Source organism: Methyloceanibacter sp. (assembly GCF_058506495.1).
The window spans coordinates 1-15,836 of record NZ_JBZMXT010000051.1 but is presented as its reverse complement, the minus strand read 5'-3'; the positions used below and the strand labels follow the sequence as shown (position 1 = coordinate 15,836).

The 15,836-nt window shown below is 58.8% G+C and carries 20 protein-coding genes and 1 pseudogene; 14 read left to right on the top strand and 7 right to left on the bottom strand.

The window, feature by feature from the left end:
• Positions 1–53: 53 nt before the first annotated feature.
• From AC33YF_RS09650 to AC33YF_RS09640, 3 genes and pseudogenes are all read left to right on the top strand, one after another.
• Positions 54–320: an usg protein gene (locus AC33YF_RS09650; protein WP_491776995.1), complete on the top strand. Its 267-nt coding sequence runs from the start codon at positions 54–56 to the stop codon at positions 318–320.
• 152 nt (positions 321–472) lie between these two features.
• Positions 473–667: a hypothetical protein gene (locus tag AC33YF_RS09645; protein ID WP_491776994.1), complete on the top strand. Its 195-nt coding sequence runs from the start codon at positions 473–475 to the stop codon at positions 665–667.
• 15 nt (positions 668–682) lie between these two features.
• A pseudogene (locus tag AC33YF_RS09640) lies at positions 683–907 on the top strand (DM13 domain-containing protein); the annotation flags it as partial.
• 57 nt (positions 908–964) lie between these two features.
• On the opposite strand, the gene AC33YF_RS09635 reads toward AC33YF_RS09640, so the two are convergent.
• On the bottom strand, positions 965–1,894 hold the full coding sequence (locus AC33YF_RS09635; protein ID WP_491776993.1) for a LysR family transcriptional regulator: 930 nt from the start codon (positions 1,892–1,894) through the stop codon (positions 965–967).
• An 86-nt stretch (positions 1,895–1,980) separates the two neighbouring features.
• Between AC33YF_RS09635 and AC33YF_RS09630 the strand changes: the two genes are divergently transcribed.
• Positions 1,981–2,622 (top strand): class I SAM-dependent methyltransferase, encoded by a 642-nt coding sequence (locus tag AC33YF_RS09630; protein ID WP_491776992.1) that lies wholly within the window; start codon positions 1,981–1,983, stop codon positions 2,620–2,622.
• A gap of 111 nt (positions 2,623–2,733) precedes the next feature.
• Here the strand turns inward: AC33YF_RS09630 and AC33YF_RS09625 are convergent, their stop codons facing one another.
• The 3 genes from AC33YF_RS09625 to AC33YF_RS09615 form a co-directional block, all read right to left on the bottom strand.
• Complete coding sequence (locus AC33YF_RS09625; RefSeq protein WP_491776991.1) at positions 2,734–3,684, bottom strand: fatty acid desaturase family protein; 951 nt, start codon at positions 3,682–3,684, stop codon at positions 2,734–2,736.
• A 377-nt stretch (positions 3,685–4,061) separates the two neighbouring features.
• The gene (locus AC33YF_RS09620) at positions 4,062–4,451 is read right to left on the bottom strand and encodes a BA14K family protein (protein ID WP_491776990.1); all 390 of its coding nucleotides are present in this window, start codon (positions 4,449–4,451) and stop codon (positions 4,062–4,064) included.
• 244 nt (positions 4,452–4,695) lie between these two features.
• A complete protein-coding gene (locus AC33YF_RS09615; protein WP_491776989.1) occupies positions 4,696–4,914 on the bottom strand; it encodes a cold-shock protein in 219 nt (72 codons plus the stop codon).
• A 407-nt stretch (positions 4,915–5,321) separates the two neighbouring features.
• Here AC33YF_RS09615 and AC33YF_RS09610 point away from each other — a divergent pair, with 407 nt between their 5' ends.
• Positions 5,322–5,477 carry a hypothetical protein gene (locus AC33YF_RS09610; protein WP_491776988.1) on the top strand — a complete coding sequence of 52 codons (156 nt, stop codon included), beginning with the start codon at positions 5,322–5,324 and terminating at the stop codon, positions 5,475–5,477.
• Here the strand turns inward: AC33YF_RS09610 and hemF are convergent.
• Positions 5,474–6,361, bottom strand: a complete 888-nt coding sequence (gene hemF / locus AC33YF_RS09605) for an oxygen-dependent coproporphyrinogen oxidase (RefSeq protein WP_491776987.1) — start codon at positions 6,359–6,361, stop codon at positions 5,474–5,476. The genes AC33YF_RS09610 and hemF overlap by 4 nt on opposite strands.
• A 377-nt stretch (positions 6,362–6,738) precedes the next feature.
• Here hemF and petA point away from each other — a divergent pair, with 377 nt between their 5' ends.
• From petA to AC33YF_RS09565, 8 genes are all read left to right on the top strand, one after another.
• On the top strand, positions 6,739–7,344 hold the full coding sequence (gene petA, locus AC33YF_RS09600) for a ubiquinol-cytochrome c reductase iron-sulfur subunit (protein ID WP_491776986.1): 606 nt from the start codon (positions 6,739–6,741) through the stop codon (positions 7,342–7,344).
• Between the two features lie 9 nt (positions 7,345–7,353).
• Positions 7,354–8,685 carry a cytochrome b gene (locus AC33YF_RS09595; RefSeq protein ID WP_491776985.1) on the top strand — a complete coding sequence of 444 codons (1,332 nt, stop codon included), beginning with the start codon at positions 7,354–7,356 and terminating at the stop codon, positions 8,683–8,685.
• Entirely contained in the window at positions 8,685–9,500 is an 816-nt protein-coding gene (locus AC33YF_RS09590; protein WP_491776984.1) for a cytochrome c1, read from the top strand. Before AC33YF_RS09595 ends, AC33YF_RS09590 begins: the two co-directional genes overlap by 1 nt.
• Before the next feature lie 10 nt (positions 9,501–9,510).
• Positions 9,511–10,086: a hypothetical protein gene (locus AC33YF_RS09585; protein ID WP_491776983.1), complete on the top strand. Its 576-nt coding sequence runs from the start codon at positions 9,511–9,513 to the stop codon at positions 10,084–10,086.
• Positions 10,087–10,149: 63 nt separating this feature from the next.
• The gene (locus AC33YF_RS09580) at positions 10,150–11,025 is read left to right on the top strand and encodes an S-methyl-5'-thioadenosine phosphorylase (RefSeq protein WP_491776982.1); all 876 of its coding nucleotides are present in this window, start codon (positions 10,150–10,152) and stop codon (positions 11,023–11,025) included.
• Positions 11,026–11,114: 89 nt separating this feature from the next.
• Positions 11,115–11,654 (top strand): adenine phosphoribosyltransferase, encoded by a 540-nt coding sequence (locus tag AC33YF_RS09575; RefSeq protein WP_491776981.1) that lies wholly within the window; start codon positions 11,115–11,117, stop codon positions 11,652–11,654.
• Between the two features lie 91 nt (positions 11,655–11,745).
• Positions 11,746–12,825, top strand: a complete 1,080-nt coding sequence (gene mtnA, locus AC33YF_RS09570) for an S-methyl-5-thioribose-1-phosphate isomerase (protein WP_491776980.1) — start codon at positions 11,746–11,748, stop codon at positions 12,823–12,825.
• Positions 12,826–12,888: 63 nt separating this feature from the next.
• A complete protein-coding gene (locus AC33YF_RS09565) occupies positions 12,889–14,169 on the top strand; it encodes an MgtC/SapB family protein (RefSeq protein ID WP_491776979.1) in 1,281 nt (426 codons plus the stop codon).
• An 83-nt stretch (positions 14,170–14,252) separates the two neighbouring features.
• Here the strand turns inward: AC33YF_RS09565 and AC33YF_RS09560 are convergent, their stop codons facing one another.
• On the bottom strand, positions 14,253–14,564 hold the full coding sequence (locus AC33YF_RS09560; protein ID WP_491776978.1) for a hypothetical protein: 312 nt from the start codon (positions 14,562–14,564) through the stop codon (positions 14,253–14,255).
• A 193-nt stretch (positions 14,565–14,757) separates the two neighbouring features.
• Positions 14,758–14,994, bottom strand: a complete 237-nt coding sequence (locus tag AC33YF_RS09555) for a hypothetical protein (protein WP_491776977.1) — start codon at positions 14,992–14,994, stop codon at positions 14,758–14,760.
• 207 nt (positions 14,995–15,201) lie between these two features.
• Between AC33YF_RS09555 and AC33YF_RS09550 the strand changes: the two genes are divergently transcribed.
• Positions 15,202–15,836, top strand: a 635-nt coding sequence (locus AC33YF_RS09550; RefSeq protein ID WP_491776976.1) for a class II aldolase/adducin family protein, incomplete at its 3' end; no start/stop codon positions are given.

Genomic DNA, 15,836 nt, shown 5'->3' with positions numbered 1-15,836 from the left:
TCCTAGCATCGATGAGTCGGAAACACGTCCAGATAATTGGGGGACAAGGACTGATGGACCGAGCCTTTACCGATCAAATCGCTGGGTATTCACTGACCACCGCTGAAATTCTCTACCGCCTTCCCGACCATATGGAGCTTCTCCAAAGCTATGTTTGGCAGGACTTCGATCTTGCACCGTGCTTCCCTCGCCTTTCGGAGTTCCTGGACTTCTGGAACGCGAATCTGGAGGGACCGCTCTATCGTGTGCGTGTGGCGCACAAGGCGCTTATTTCGCCTGCAGAGTTCAGCTTTGTGGAGGGTGAGCTTCAGGTTCACTAAGCATAACGGCTCGGTGTCTGCCGCTCGCCTTAATTGACGCGCCATGGCAAGGTCCTAGCACTCCTCAAATTGATTGCGGGCTTTGGAGGCGCAACATGTGGCGGTTCTTCAAAGGGTTTCCGTGAGGCGGTCTGATCGGTACGGTCTTAGGATTGGGACTCGGCATTCTGTTGTTCTCCTATCTGTTCCCACCGCCAGACTCGATGGAGGCGCTCAATCGTGATGAAGCCGGTGCGCTTGTCGCCAATGGCACGTTCATCCATGCCGATCCGAACGACCCGGTTCATTACGGCAACGGCTCAGTGAGCGTGTATCCAAGTACGGTGTTCCTTGAAGCGGATTTTTAGGTCGGTCCAGGCCCCGACTACCACGTCTATCTCGTGCCGAAATCCGGCATTCGGTCATCGGGCGAAGTGAAGGATACGATGTTCGTTGATCTCGGGCGCTTGCGTGCGTTCAAGGGCAGCCAGAACTATGCAATTCCCGATGGCGTCGACCTGAAAGATTTTCCTTCCGTCGTGATTTTGTGCCAGCAGTTTGGCGTACTGATCTCGCCGGCCGAACTCAACTTCGAGCAAACGAGCTGAACAGTCGCGCAGGCTTCGGCTTCACGTCTTGTGATGGTTTTGGGATGAGCCGGATCCTTATCCGTTGTCACTGTGACGGGCCGCCTCATTGCGGAGCGACCTGTTGGAGAGAAACTCTGCAAGGGTGTCGTAGACGAGGCGAATGCGTCGGCTCGTATAGAGTTCCTGGTGTGCGACGAGCCATGTTGGGAACTTCATGGGAGCTAGCTCCGGGAATACAGGCTCCATTCCCGGCGTCCTGTCGGCAATAGCGGAAGCCATGAGACACATGCCGAAGCCTTGGCGTGCCATCTCCCACATCACGAGTGCGCAGTCTGTGCCAAAGCGAAAGTTCTCCCGCGCGGGCGTGATGCCGAGCCTGCTGAGATAGCTCACCATCTCTTGTTGGTTGTTGCTGCCGATAAAGTAGTGCCCCTCTAGGTCGGCGGGAGAGTTGGGACGTCCATACCGGCTCAGGTAGCGTCTCGATGCGTAGAGGCTGCCATCGCTCTCGGCGACAAGTCGCCCAACGAGGTCCGGCTCTTGAGGCCGCACATGACGAATGGCTATGTCGGCCTCGCGTCGCCGCAGGTCGCGAAGCTCGTTCGACGCAACGATGTCGATCTCCAGCTTCGGAGAGAGTTCGTGCAGACGCTCGATGACGGGCGGTAGGAAGTACACGGCGTACATGTTTGTCGCGGTGACACGGACTACGCCTTCGATGGTCTGGCTCTGTCCTGACGCAGCTAGCGAGACGCGATGCGCCGCGTCTCCCATGACGCGGACATGGTCGAGAAGTTCCAGGCCCGATGGCGTCAGCTCCAGGGAACGCCCGATTCTCTGAAACAGCATGACGCCGAGGTCTTCTTCAAGCGCCGCAACCTGGCGCCCAAGGGTCGGTTGTGTCAGCCCGAGGACTCGGGCTGCCTGAGAGAAGGAACCTTCCTCGGCGGTCGCGAGAAAGGCCCGGACCTGATTCCAGTCAAAAGAGATCGCCTGCCAGTTCATGCATTTTTGCATACACAGACTGCGAATTTTGGCAATTCACATTCCAAGAATGCATGGCAATCTCTGCCCTCGAAAGGAGCCCACTCATGGTCGATTCAGCACAGTTCTGGGATTCTCAGGCGGAGAAATACGCCAAGCAGCCTATCGCCAACGAAGCGGCGTATGACGCGACGCTCGATCGTACGCGGCACTATTTGGACGAGGATCAGCGCGTCCTGGAGATCGGCTGCGGGACGGGCACGACGGCGCTGAAACTATGCGACGGCGTGGACACCTATGTGGGTAGCGATATTTCAAGCAGCATGATCCGCATAGCGATCGACGAGGCTGTGAAAAAGGGTGTCGCCAATGTTGCATTTCAGACAGCAGCAGTGGGCGAAATCCGGGATCAGAACACGCCATTCGATGCGGTGCTCGGTTTCAATCTGTTGCACCTGCTGCCGACGCTTGATGACGATCTTCGGAAGATTGCGTCGGTGCTAAAGCCTGGCGGCCTGTTTATCTCCAAGACCTTTTGTGGCCTCCGCCCAGGGGCCCCACTAAAGTGGCGTTTCATGAAGATCGCGCTTCCGCTCATGCAGATGCTGGGCAAGGCGCCCTTTGTCCGCTTTCAAAAAGAGTCAGAGCTGAAGGCTGCCATCGAAGCGCAAGGATTTGAGATCCTCGAGACGCGGCACTTCGTAACCGATTTTTCTGTACCTTTTATCGTCGCCCGAAAACTCGCTTGAACTAAAACATGCGAGGACTACGGCCTGCGCGCCGAGGAAGCGCTCGGGCAAAAAAATAGCCGAGTTGTCGCCCGGCTATTTCGTCTGTCCCGATTGAGATCAGCTCGTCCGCTATCGCGCTTCTGTTGCGGTCTCCCGATGCGGGCCGAAGTCGTATTCGTAGATGTGAGCGTGTTCCTTATCCAGCACGGGCCGCAGATCGTTGAACGCATCTTTGTACTTGTAGAAGGGGATGCGCGGGAACAGATGATGGATGAGGTGGAAGTTCTGGAAAAGGTAGAGCCAATCCACGAGAGGCTCCATGATCTTCCCATGTACCCAAAAGACGTTTGTGTCCCGATAACGTTCGCGAGACGTATGCGGCTTGTGCGGCAGATAGGCGAAGAAGTAGATGATGAGCGCTGATGCGAGAATATGAGGGAAGACCCAAAGCATCAGCACTTCGCGCCAATAGCCGATCACGCAGAGGCCGATAATGATCGCGTAGTACAGAGCATTCATCAAAGCGATCTGAATCGTAAGGCTGCGCATGCCCGGGATGTGTGGATGGAAGGCAATGTGCCGCCAAAAATAGTTGTGGTAGACGAACACGATCGTCAGGCAGCGCCACGCAACCAGGAACGGGTTCTTAACCGCGACCCAGTGGTCGGGATCGAGTTCCGGATCGTTGGTTTCGCGATGATGCGCCAGATGCATGTAGCGGAAGGCTTTGTATTCGTGCAGCAGGATCGTGCCGCATGCGTAGCCGACGAGATGGTTCAGCCATAAATAGCGCGAGTTCTTGCCGGCGATGTTGCCGTGGCAAGCCTCGTGCAGCGGCGTTTGGCACGCGTACAGGATAAAAGTATTCAGGATCAGTCCGACCCAGAGCGGGATGATCCCGACGGTGCCGAGCGTGCACACGGTTGCAAATGCCACCACGATGCCAATCGCAAGATAAACGGTTGGCCACGCCACCATCCCCTGGTAGGGCCGGATTTTCTGGAGCGCCTCTCGGTCCGCCGGGGCGTTTGGCTGGTCGCGGGAGATTTCACTGATCGCGGGTTCGGCGACAACGGACATGGTCTGCGGCAGTCCTCGGATTATTTAGCTTCGATATTGCTAGCCTCACCAGGACGATAGTCGCTGGGCTGCAATGCGCGTTTGCGTCAAGACAACAAAACCAAGCGCGCGGCAAGCAAAATTGGCGCGCCGTACGAGTCACACTCGTTATTTAGTGTAATTTTGCGGCGGGACCGCGTCGCATTCAAGACGCAATAGGTCACAGCGGCGATCACGGTTCGTGAACAAAAATTACATTTAAGCTCAACCGCTTATGATGACTGCCGGCTAAACCGAGGCGAGCGCATGGCGCGCGTGCTGCCAATCTTGTGGCGCTCATGCAACAGCCCGCCACATGTCGATTCGGCGGGGCTGTGTTGTCTCGGGAGAACTGGTCCCTAGCGGCAGAAGTGCTCGTAGCCATCATAGCCGAGATAGGTCCCCGACCGTGGGTCGAAGCTGCGATAGCGCGAATGGCAGTACGCAAACCAGTCTTCGGTCCAAGGCCGGGGCCGGTACCCAACAGGCCGCGCAGGCGGCGCTACGTAGACTGTTTTGGGGGTCAGGGCGCTGCCGAGAACTGCGCCGACGCCCAAGCCGATCAGCCCCGCGGCCAGCGCGTTAGAGCTATTGCCGCGCCGGACGTAATAGTTGTTCTGGACGTAGCGGCCGCCGCCGCCTTTCCAGCCTTTCCCATGGCCGCGTCCAGCTTCCGCCGGCACCACTGCCGCCATTGCAAAGATTGCGGCCAGCGCCGCGACAAACGCAAAATATAATTTCCGACCCATCGTTTCCGTTCCTCAGCTGCGGCGCGGTTGCCGTTCGCGCCGTGGTGGTTGAGCGAACCCCCCAGATCCGTGGGGCCAGTGTGTCCCCGTTTCGCGGCACACTAGGCCTGGTCATATGAACACCAGCTGAACGTCGGCGCAGAAACGAGGTTCCTTGGCCAGCAAAAAGAAACCGCCGGACCCGTTGGGCCCGGCGGTTGTGAACGAGCTATCGGCGCCTGTACGAGAAGCGCCTGGCGATGCGTTACTGCGCAGCCTGCAGGTTCGCGGCCTGCTTACCGCGCCCGCGGCGGTCGTCCTCGATCTCGAAGGACACTTTGTCGCCCTCGTTGAGCGGCGGCATGCCTGCACGTTCGACGGCGGAAGCGTGGACGAAAATGTCCTTTCCGCCATCTTCCGGCTCGATAAAGCCGAAGCCGCGGGTGTGATTGAAGAATTTCACGGTGCCATTGACACGAGACATTGTAGGGGAGTCCTTTCCCGTTCTTTAAGTTCAAAATAACGGGCCACGCGACCCCCTCGCTTGAGGCCTTCTCAGGTGAGTCCCTCAAGGAAGAAGCCCATGGCGTCTTCAGATGTCAGGAAAGGGTCGAGCTCTTCGTTTCGTTCGTCGCTAACCGTCGTCCTAGTCCACGCCCAACAGCGGGCGCCCGGTCCTGCAAAGATGAGGGAATGACGCGGCGTTTGCAACCCTTTTTCCGCCGCTTTAGCCCGCTTTGAGCCTTGCTGGGCAAAGGGTTGCGGCCCGTTAACCACAACCTAAACGCCAGATGAACGGCCCCCTCAGATTGGGTTCAGCCGCAACTCCCTAAACCTGTTCCCACGACGCGCGAGAAGGACGCGCGCCGATGCCGGAGAAGGGAACAGGTTATGGCGAACATTACAGGAAAGAGGATCGTTGGTCTGGCGCTAGGCTTCGCCGCTCTTTCCGCCACCGCGATCATCACCGGCCACATCGCCGATCTCCAGGCCGCCACCCAGTTCGCCGACGGCACGCCCATCATGTACGCAGGCGTGCGGGGCTAAGGCCACATAACCAGCGGGGGCATGGAGGATAGAATTGCCTCGACATTGCCGCCGGTCTTGAGCCCGAAAATCGTGCCCCGGTCGTAGAGCAGATTGTACTCCACATAGCGGCCGCGTCGGATGAGCTGTTCGGTGCGGTCTTCTTCGGTCCAAGGCGTGCCGATATTACGCGCCACCAGCTCCGGATAGATGCCGACAAAGGCCTTGCCCACGTCTTGGGTGAAGGCGAAGTCCGCGTCCCAGTCGCCTGTATCCAGATAGTCGTAGAAAATGCCGCCGATGCCGCGCGGTTCATCACGGTGCTTGAGGTAAAAGTACTCATCGCACCATTCCTTGAAGCGCGGGTAGTCGGCGGAAGGCTGCCCCTCGCACGACTTCTTCATGGCCGCGTGAAAATCCTTCGCATCCGGGTCCTCCTGGACGCGCCGCCGGTTCAGCACAGGCGTAAGATCGCCGCCGCCGCCAAACCAGCCCTTCGAGGTTACCACCATGCGGGTGTTCATGTGGCCGGTGGGCGCGTTGGGGTTTGTCGGGTGGGCGATGAAGGACATTCCCGAGGCCCAGAACCGTGGGTCTTCGTCCGCGCCCGGAATTTGGCTGGCGAACTCTTTCGGGAACTCCCCATGGACGGTCGATGTGTGGCAGCCGACTTTCTCGAAAACGCGGCCTGACATCAGGGACATCACGCCGCCGCCGCCTTCCTCGCGCTCCCACGGCGTGCGCACGAAGCGGCCAGCCTCCTTGCCATCGCATCCAGGGGCGCCATCGGCCCCATCCTCGACGGCTTCGAGCGCGGCAAGCATCCTGTCTCGCAGTTCCTCAAACCAGATTTTTGCTTTGTCTTTGTTGGCTTTGAAGCTCTCTAGCGATCCCTGTGCGTCCATGTTTCCCCGCGTGATGAAATTGTTGTTTTGCACAATCCAACTATTGTGTTGTTCCGTTACAGAAATGTGCGTGTAACATCATGTTATTGCCAAGGGCAGTTGGTCCCCGTCGTTCGTCAACATCAGCCTGCGCCGATTTGACCACAGTGGCCGCTGGACAACACCCTGCTGTAATGACAGAAAACCGCCATGAATCGCGTTGCACCGCGCCGCATGGCTGGGCAATAACACTTTCAACGCACGCTACGTGCCTCAATTATTTGCGGCGCGCACCGTGCCCACAATACATTGCGGCACGCATTGTGCTTTAAACAAGAGGGCCGAGAGGCTGGGCTTTTGCTCTCTTCGGCTCCATCAAACTGGGAGCGTTTGGCTTCATGGCCAGTTCAGATACTTCCGCCGATCCTTCTCTCGATCATGAAGAAAATGATCCGTCGCGCCGCGACGTGATGATGATCGCCGCTGGGGCCTTCGCGGCCATCGGCGGCGCGGCCGCGCTGTGGCCGTTGCTCGATCAGATGAACCCTGACGCCTCGACCTTGTCGCTGGCCACGATTGAAGTGGACCTAGCCCCCGTTGAAGAGGGCCAGGCGATTACGGTCATGTGGCGTGGCAAGCCGGTCTTCATCCGGAATCGAACGGCTGAAGAAGTTGAGGAGGCAAGAAACGTCGAGCTCAGCGCCTTGCCTGATCCGCTCGCGCGAAACATGAATTTGGCGGATACGGCGCCCGCGACCGACGAGAACCGCGCGGCTCTAGATAAGGAGCCATGGCTCGTCATGATCGGGGTCTGCACCCATCTCGGCTGCATTCCGCAGGGACAGAGCGTCGGTGCCTATAAGGGAGAGTACGGAGGGTGGTTCTGCCCTTGCCACGGTTCGTCATACGATACCGCGGGGCGCATCCGAAAAGGACCGGCGCCCGAGAATATGTACATCCCGCCTTACGCCTTCACCTCTGACACCAAAATTAAGATCGGATAGCGCAAAGTCATGGCTCATGAATCGACTTACCAGCCTACGTCCGGCTTTGCCCGTTGGTTGGACTCTCGCCTCCCCATTCCGCGGCTCGTTCACGATCAATTCGTGGTCTTTCCTGCGCCGCGCAACCTGAACTACCTCTGGACGTTTGGCGCTATTTTGAGCTTCTTGCTTGTCGCGCAGATTGCCACCGGAATCGTGCTGGCCATGCATTACCAGCCGACCACGGCTGACGCGTTCAACTCGATCGAAAAGATTATGCGCGACGTGAACTGGGGGTGGCTGCTGCGATACGCGCACGCCGTCGGTGCGTCGATGTTCTTCCTCGCCGCCTACATCCATATGTTTCGTGGACTGTATTACGGCTCCTACAAGGCTCCCAGAGAAATTCTATGGATTCTGGGCTGCCTGATCTTTTTGCTTATGATCGCGACAGCCTTCATGGGCTACTCGTTGGTCTGGGGTCAGATGAGCTTCTGGGCCGTGACAGTTATCACGAACCTCTTCTCATCGCTGGACTCTGTGATCCCGGGCTTTGGCACGATGTTGGTGCAATGGATCTGGGGCGGGTTCTCGGTGGGTGAGCCAACGCTGAACAGGCTCTTCTCGCTGCATTACCTCTTCCCCTTCATCATTGCGGGCGTCGTGGTTCTGCACGTTTGGGCGCTTCACATTCCGGGTAGCAACAATCCAACGGGCGTGGATGTGAAGACGTCGTCCGACACGTTGTCGTTCCACCCTTACTTCACGATCAAGGATGGGTTCGCCGCAGTAATGTTCTTCATCCTGTTTGCAGGGTTGGTCTTTTATGCGCCGAACTATCTCGGGCATTCAGACAACTACATTCCCGCCGATCCGTTAGTGACACCGGCACACATTGTGCCCGAATGGTACTTCCTGCCGTTCTACGCGATCTTGCGTGCGATTCCCGACAAGCTGATGGGCGTCATCGCGATGTTTGCCTCGATTGCTGTGCTGTTCGTGATCCCATGGCTCGACACATCACGGATCCGCTCCGTCAGTTATCGGCCCATCTTCAAGTGGTTCTTCTGGCTATTTATTATTTCGTGCATCGCGCTCGGCTATCTTGGAGCGCAGGTCGCGGAAGGCTGGTATGTGTTCTTTAGCCGCGTCTTCACGGCCTACTACTTCGCCTTCTTCCTACTGGTCATGCCCATTGTGGGACTGATCGAGAAGCCAAAGAGGCTGCCTGGCAGCATCACGGAGTCCGTCCTTGGGCCGCAGGCCTCTTCGGCGCCCGTCGCGAAGCCGCCGAAGGACAGTAGCGTCGACGCGATGCCGGGCGGAGCGGTCGCTGCCGCCGCTGCTGAGGGGAGAGCATAATGAGGCTTCTGCGAAGGTCGTTGGCAATTCTCGCACTTTGCGCCTTTTCGGCAGCCGCACTCCCAAGCATCAGTCACGCTGCTGGCGAGGGCCCTGAGATTGCCGCTCAAGAGTGGTCGTGGGCGCCACCTTTCGGCCGTTTCGACCGGGCGCAACTGCAGCGCGGCTACAAGGTCTACCAGCGCGTTTGCGCCAACTGCCACTCGATGAACTTGCTGTCTTATCGAAACCTGGGAGAGCCGGGCGGTCCGCAATTCTCCGAGGCTGCCGTCAGCGCTCTCGCGGCACAAGCGCAGATTACGGACGGTCCCGACGACACGGGCAAAATGTTTCAACGGCCAGGTCGACCGTCGGACCGGTTCCGTGCGCCTTATGCGAATGCTCAGGCCGCCCGTGCCGCGAATGGTGGCGCGTTGCCGCCAGATTTGTCTGTGATGGCGAAGGCACGCCCAAAAGGCCCGGACTATATCTACGCTATGCTGACCGGGTACGAAGACCCGCCGGTAGACTTCAAAATGTCAACCGGTATGCACTACAATGCTGCCTTCCCCGGACATCAGATAGCAATGCCTAATGTGCTTGTGGATGGTGTCGTGGAGTACACGGATGGCACGGAAGCGACCGTGAGCAACTATTCAAAGGATGTTACCGCATTCCTGATGTGGGCGGCAGAGCCCCATCTGGAACAGCGCTACCAGGTCGGCGCACGCATCATGATCTTCCTCATCGTGTTCGCGATTGTCATGTATCTCACCAAGAAAGCGGTGTGGTCGCGAGTGCACAGGCGTGATCACGCGGCGAAGTCCGAAACCTAAATCGCGGCCGATGATGCGAGCCTTCGTCTATATTTGCGTTGCGCTCGTCGGCCTCGCCGCCGCGTCTCCGTGCGCTGCAGTTGCTCAAGATGACGGTGTGCCCGAGCCGGCGGGTATGGTTCTGCTGACCATCGGCGGATTGGTGGGCAAATCGAACCGGGGTGCCTTTGACAGGGATCGCGACAGCGCGCTGGCTGACCTGAAGGTCAGCTTCAACAGCGCCTATGCCTTTGATCGGGAGATGCTTCTCGCACTGCCCCAAGGGACGGTGACGGCGCTCACCGCCGAGCTTGGGGATGAGGCGTTATTCAAAGGGCCGCTTTTGCAAGATGTCTTGGTTGCCGTTGAGGCTGCCAAGGTCAAAACCCGCTTCGTCGCTTCGAATGGATACAGCGGCTACCTCACGCCCGAAGATATTGAAGGGTCTGACTACATCCTGGCGCTGGAGGCCAACGGGAAGCCGCTGGGGCTAAATGGTCGGGGACCGATTTGGCTTATGAATACCCGTAAAGAGGGTGAGACCGTCGGTGAGGACAATCGCCGCAGCCATGTCTGGTCCGTGGTCTATATGCACTTGGGCGACTAGGGGACGCGCCGGACGAAGGCATTTTCTCAAGACCTTCGCGGTTTCATTCGAGTTGAGGGATGCATGACAAAAGCAGTGCTCGGCATTATTGGCGGGTCGGGTCTCTACGATCTACCGGGCCTCCAAAACGCGCACGAAGAGCGTATCGATAGTCCCTGGGGCGAGCCCTCTGGAGCGCTTCGGTTGGGCGATATCAATGGCCTGCCCATCGTCTTCCTGCCGCGACATGATAAAGGCCATCGGCTCTCACCTTCCGACATCAACTATCGAGCAAACATTGACGTGCTGAAGCGAGCCGGGGTGACTGACCTGATCTCGCTGTCTGCCTGTGGGTCATATAAGGAAGAATTGCCTCCGGGCACGTTTGTAATTGCCGATCAATTTGTAGACCGGACGTACGGCCGTGCCTCATCGTTCTTCGGCACAGGGTGCGTCGCTCACGTATCTATGGCCCACCCTGTCGCGCCGCGCCTGTGTATGCGTATTGCCGAGGCCGCCGAAGCGGAGGCGATCCCATTCGTTCGCGGTGGCACCTATGTGTGCATGGAGGGTCCACAATTCTCCACGCTTGCCGAGAGCCTCACTTATAGGGACTTGGGATATTCCGTGGTTGGAATGACCAATCTGCCTGAGGCAAAACTCGCCCGCGAGGCGGAGCTTTGCTACGCGACCGTTGCCATGGTGACGGACTTCGATTGTTGGCACCCAGACCACGATGCGGTGACAGTGCAAGATATTATCCGTATACTGACGGCGAATGCCGAGAAAGCGACGCGCCTCGTGGGTAGGCTCGCGCGCGATTTCCCGCATGAGCACGAGCCTTGCCCTTCAGGTTCCGACCGGGCGCTCGACACAGCCATTATCACCGCGCCAGAAGTGCGCGACCCGGAGCTGCTCAAGAAGCTCGACGCGGTCGCTGGCAGGATCCTCAAGGGCTAGGCGCCCCAGTTCTGGTCAGTCAACGCTGGTTCAGCTATCAAAGCGAGTTCTGCCGTCTCTTCCGCCCTTCGAACTGGAGCTTCCAACTGATGACCGCCGATATCGATCTCAAGTCGCTTGTGCGTACGATTCCGGACTACCCGAAGCCCGGCATCATGTTTCGTGACGTAACCACGCTATTCGGTCACGCGTCGGGTTTGCGCGCGTCGGTGGAGCGGCTTCTGGCGCCTTTCCAGGATCAGCGTATCGAGGCTGTTGCGGGGATCGAAGCGCGCGGTTTCATTCTCGGTGGCGCTGCGGCGGATCGCCTGCATTGTGGATTCGTGCCAATCCGCAAGAAGGGCAAGCTGCCGGCCAAAGCCATTGGCCAGGAATACGAACTGGAATATGGCGTCGACGTTATCGAGGTACATGAGGATGCTTTGAGCCCCGGCGAGCCGGTCTTGCTTGTGGACGATCTTATTGCCACGGGTGGGACCGCCGTTGCGGCCGTGGAGCTGCTGCGGCAGCTAAAGGCTGAGGTTGTTGGTGCTGCGTTCGTTATCGATCTGCCTGATCTTGGCGGCTGCGCGCGCTTGGCGGAACTTGGCGTACGATGCCATTCGCTCATAACGTTCGAAGGCGACTAGGGCCGGACGCGACTTAGGTCTCGACTTGGGTCGCTGCTCGGGTCGCCACTTGGGTCTCTACGGACCGAGCCATGTATGCTATGGCGGTCCCATGAATATCGACGGCAAACCTTACCGGACGATCTGGCTTGGGAGCGATGGTGTCTCTGCGGAGATCATCGACCAGACGAAGCTTCCCTTCGCACTGGAGATTGTCACTCTTCGAACGCTTGAAGATGCGGCAAAGGCCATCGCCACCATGCAGGTGCGCGGGGCGCCACTGATCGGCGCCACGGCTGCTTACGGGGTGGCACTTGCCATGCGTGAGGACTCTTCCGATGAGGGGCTCGCAAGTGCTTGCGCGACGCTCGCCGCAGCCAGGCCAACGGCGGTCAACCTTCGTTGGGCGCTCGACGAAATGCGCGCGGTTCTCGAGCCCTTGCCCAAAGAGGAGCGCGTCGCTAACGCGTTTGCGCGTGCTGCGGAGATTTGCGATCAGGACGCGGAGTCCTGTCGCATGATTGGTGAGCATGGCGTCGGCTTGATTGAGGCCCACGCGGAGCGCAAGAAGGGGGAGACCGTCAATATTCTCACCCACTGCAACGCTGGCTGGCTCGCCACGGTGGATTGGGGTACGGCGCTCGCGCCTATCTACAAGGCATTCGACAAAGGTATCTCCGTCCACGTCTGGGTGGATGAGACCCGACCGCGCAATCAGGGAGCGTCCTTGACCGCGTTCGAACTCGGTGCCCATGGTGTGCCGCATACGATCGTCGCCGACAATGCCGGCGGTCATTTGATGCAGGCAGGTCTTGTGGACTTGTGCATCGTGGGGGCGGACCGCACCACGGCCAACGGAGACGTAGCCAACAAGATCGGCACCTATTTGAAGGCGCTCGCCGCAAAGGACAACGGCGTCCAGTTCTTTGTCGCACTGCCTCATTCGACCATCGATTGGACGCTCGATGACGGGCAAAGGATACCGATCGAGCAGCGAGACGCGAGCGAAGTGACTCATATGACAGGACAGTTGCCGGACGGAAATGTCGCAACGGTTGAGATTGCTCCGCCCGGCTCTGCAGCGGCGAACTATGCCTTCGATGTAACCCCGGCCCGGCTTGTCACGGGCTTCGTTACCGAGCGTGGCGTGACCCCGGCGTCAGCTGAGGGTCTGTCGCTGCTATACTCCTGACGTAGAGAGGCACAGCTCGCTGGGCCCGCGACGGTCTGGGTTCCGCTGAGGGGAGGGCGGGCCATGGAGCAATACGACCTGACGTCCGATGCGATCCATTTCGGTGTCGCGGCCTTGCTCGGCGCTCTTGTTGGTATTGAGCGGGAGAAGCATCGCCGCGAGCGGCGAGCAAAGACCGAACAATCGGCCGGGTTGCGCACGTTCATCCTTTTGGCGCTGTTCGGGGCGTGCACGGCCTGGCTCGCACGCGCATTCGACTCCTACTGGATCGTAGTGGCCGGACTCCTGATCACGGGCGCCTTCGTGGTCGCAGGCTACGTTGTAACGACGCGGGGCCAGCAACAGTCTTTAGGGCTGACGACTGAGATCGCAGCGATTGTCGTCTTCGTGCTGGGCGCGATTGTGATGTTGGGGGGTGCAGAAATCGCCGTCGCGCTGGCCGTCGTGACCACGGCGGTCCTTGCATACAAGAATCCGATGCACGGCTTTGTGAAGCAGCTCGGCTGGGACGACGTCTATTCCGGTCTTCAGCTGCTGATCGCGACCTTCATCGCGCTGCCTCTTCTTCCCGACAAGCCCATTGACCCATGGGGAGCGATCAACCCTTACGAGCTCTGGCTCTTGGTCGTCCTTATTTCAGGCCTGTCATTGGTCGGTTACGCCCTGACGCGGTGGCTCGGGCCGGGGAAGGGCGCCCTCCTGACAGGTCTTGCCGGTGGCCTTGTTGCATCGACGGCGGTGACGGTTTCCTTTGCGCGGGGGGCTCGTACCAACCCTACGCAAACTATGGCGTTCGCGAGCGGGATCTTGGTCGCTTGGGCGGTCATGTTCGTGCGTGTCTTGGTTGTTGTCGCGGTGGTCAACCGCGTTCTTCTCGGCCCAATCTTCATACCCTTCGCGGCGATGGCTTTGGTCGCGGCAGCGGTAGCGGCCTTGATCTACGTCCGGAGGCATGCGGATGGACCGGAAGTCAGGGCCAAAGAAGATCTGCAGGTGAGCAACCCGTTCAGCGTCACGTCCGCAGCGAAATTCGCGGCTTTCTTTGCTGTCGTATTGGTTGCGGTGAAGATCGCACAGGACAATTTTTCCGACAGTGGTGTCTATGCCGTCGCGGCCATTGCGGGGCTAACGGACGTAGACGCAATAACGCTCTCCATGGCGGAACTCGCGAAGACCGGCGATGCTAATGTCGCGGTAATCGCGATCGTGATTGCGGCCTTGGTGAACACAGCTGTGAAGTGCGGGATCGCCTTTGTGATAGGGGGGGCGAAGCTCGGCAAGCCGCTTCTTTTGACCCTCGCGGCCATGTTAGGGGCCGGCCTTGCAGGGGTGCTGTGGCTTTAGGACCAAAGCCATAAACAAAGAAGCGCGGCGCCCAAGGGACGCCGCGCGTGTTTCCCGAAGCTAAGTTACGGGGCAGCCCGCCTCTAGATGCCTACATAGACACTGACGCGTGGGCGTCCATACCTACGACCGTAGTAGGGGTAACGATAGTAACGGCGTCCGTAGTAGCGGTACGGCCGATAATAGGGCCGGCGGTAATATCTGTAAGGCCGGTAATAGTGCCGTCGATAGTAGTACCGCCGCCTGTAGCGCCGATGGACAGGTACAATTTCCGACACTGTCGCTGGGCTGTATTTGAGTACTGCGGCAGCTGGCGTGGCCGACGCTGTTTTGGGGTTCGCCACAACAAGTGCTGCGATAAGCCCCGCTAGGATCGTGAAGAGAACTGAGCGCATGAGATACCTCTCTTAGCTTTGGACCCTTCCTCGTGATGCTTAACAGTGGAACTCAATGGCCCAAAAGGGAACCCCAGAGCCTTGAATTTCGCGAATCTTTTAAATTGACAGCGTTGTTCGGCAGGCACGATCCCTGCCGCCGCTCATGCGGATTCTGTAAATGCTACGAAAAACGGCTCAGGCCGTCTTCGCTCTATGCCAGCACCATCACAGCCACAAAGCCGAGCGTCACCGCGGCGGCCATCGGCCCCATCCAGCCGATCAGCCGAAAATCTCTCGCCCAACTGCCTTCTTCAGCCGGATTTGGGCCAGAAACAGGTTGCGCTCCAGCGGCGGACAACAGCGAAGTCGTGTGCTTGGCATGCCATTTCGGGCCTGGTCCCCGCATATAGTGCCGTTCAGGCTTATATGCGTTCAGGAATCTACCCACAGCATTGTCTCCCTAATCCCAAAACACCCCTCAAGGTTTAATTATTCGAACAAATTTGTTTCGAATCCGTATCTTCCCAAGGCAAAAATGAGAAATGTCTGTCCAAAGACGGCCGTTTAGGCTCGGATTCGCGTCGTGTGGGCTTAGGGCCGGGAAAAACGCGGTCGCGTCTTGCCGGGGTCGCGGAAACTTGCCACAACCCGCGCCATGAAAAGCCAATGGAATGACGATGACGCAAAGCGCGCCGTCGAGGCCTATGGCGCCGAGGGCGTCAATGAGGACATCGCGCTTCGAGTCTACACGACGCGGCTGATCGGCCGGGATCCACTGCTCGTTTTGCACGGCGGTGGCAACACGTCCGTGAAGACACGCGCCGTCGACGACCTAGGCCAAGAGCACGACGTGATCGCGGTCAAAGGCTCCGGCGCTGATATGGCGGAGATCGAACCCTGGGGCCTTCCCGAAGTGAAGCTCGGCCCCTTGCGGGAGATGAGAGCGCTCGACGCACTTTCCGACGAAGCCATGGTCAATACGCAGCGCCTCAATCTTTTGAACGCTGCTGCGCCTAACCCTTCCGTGGAAACGCTTCTCCATGCATTTCTGCCACACAAATTCGTGGACCACGCCCACGCAGCGGCGGTGCTTTCGCTGGTCGATCAGCCCGACGGTACGGCCTTGGCCCGCGAGGTCTATAACGGCCGCATGGGCTTTGTCCCCTACATCGCGCCGGGCTTCGATCTTGCAAAGATTGCCGCCGATGTCTTCGATGAAAAACCCGACGTAGAGGGGCTGATCCTTCATAAGCACGGGATCTTCACATTCGGCGACACGGCGCAGGATGC

Bases quoted from the DNA above. Each gene is read 5' to 3' on its own strand.
- AC33YF_RS09650 (WP_491776995.1), top strand. From the start codon at position 54: ATGGACCGAGCCTTTACCGATCAAATCGCTGGGTATTCACTGACCACC.
- AC33YF_RS09635 (WP_491776993.1), bottom strand. From the start codon at position 1,894: ATGAACTGGCAGGCGATCTCTTTTGACTGGAATCAGGTCCGGGCCTTT.
- AC33YF_RS09630 (WP_491776992.1), top strand. From the start codon at position 1,981: ATGGTCGATTCAGCACAGTTCTGGGATTCTCAGGCGGAGAAATACGCC.
- AC33YF_RS09625 (WP_491776991.1), bottom strand. From the start codon at position 3,684: ATGTCCGTTGTCGCCGAACCCGCGATCAGTGAAATCTCCCGCGACCAG.
- AC33YF_RS09620 (WP_491776990.1), bottom strand. From the start codon at position 4,451: ATGGGTCGGAAATTATATTTTGCGTTTGTCGCGGCGCTGGCCGCAATC.
- AC33YF_RS09615 (WP_491776989.1), bottom strand. From the start codon at position 4,914: ATGTCTCGTGTCAATGGCACCGTGAAATTCTTCAATCACACCCGCGGC.
- AC33YF_RS09610 (WP_491776988.1), top strand. From the start codon at position 5,322: ATGGCGAACATTACAGGAAAGAGGATCGTTGGTCTGGCGCTAGGCTTC.
- hemF (WP_491776987.1), bottom strand. From the start codon at position 6,361: ATGGACGCACAGGGATCGCTAGAGAGCTTCAAAGCCAACAAAGACAAA.
- petA (WP_491776986.1), top strand. From the start codon at position 6,739: ATGGCCAGTTCAGATACTTCCGCCGATCCTTCTCTCGATCATGAAGAA.
- AC33YF_RS09595 (WP_491776985.1), top strand. From the start codon at position 7,354: ATGGCTCATGAATCGACTTACCAGCCTACGTCCGGCTTTGCCCGTTGG.
- AC33YF_RS09590 (WP_491776984.1), top strand. From the start codon at position 8,685: ATGAGGCTTCTGCGAAGGTCGTTGGCAATTCTCGCACTTTGCGCCTTT.
- AC33YF_RS09585 (WP_491776983.1), top strand. From the start codon at position 9,511: ATGATGCGAGCCTTCGTCTATATTTGCGTTGCGCTCGTCGGCCTCGCC.
- AC33YF_RS09580 (WP_491776982.1), top strand. From the start codon at position 10,150: ATGACAAAAGCAGTGCTCGGCATTATTGGCGGGTCGGGTCTCTACGAT.
- AC33YF_RS09575 (WP_491776981.1), top strand. From the start codon at position 11,115: ATGACCGCCGATATCGATCTCAAGTCGCTTGTGCGTACGATTCCGGAC.
- mtnA (WP_491776980.1), top strand. From the start codon at position 11,746: ATGAATATCGACGGCAAACCTTACCGGACGATCTGGCTTGGGAGCGAT.
- AC33YF_RS09565 (WP_491776979.1), top strand. From the start codon at position 12,889: ATGGAGCAATACGACCTGACGTCCGATGCGATCCATTTCGGTGTCGCG.
- AC33YF_RS09560 (WP_491776978.1), bottom strand. From the start codon at position 14,564: ATGCGCTCAGTTCTCTTCACGATCCTAGCGGGGCTTATCGCAGCACTT.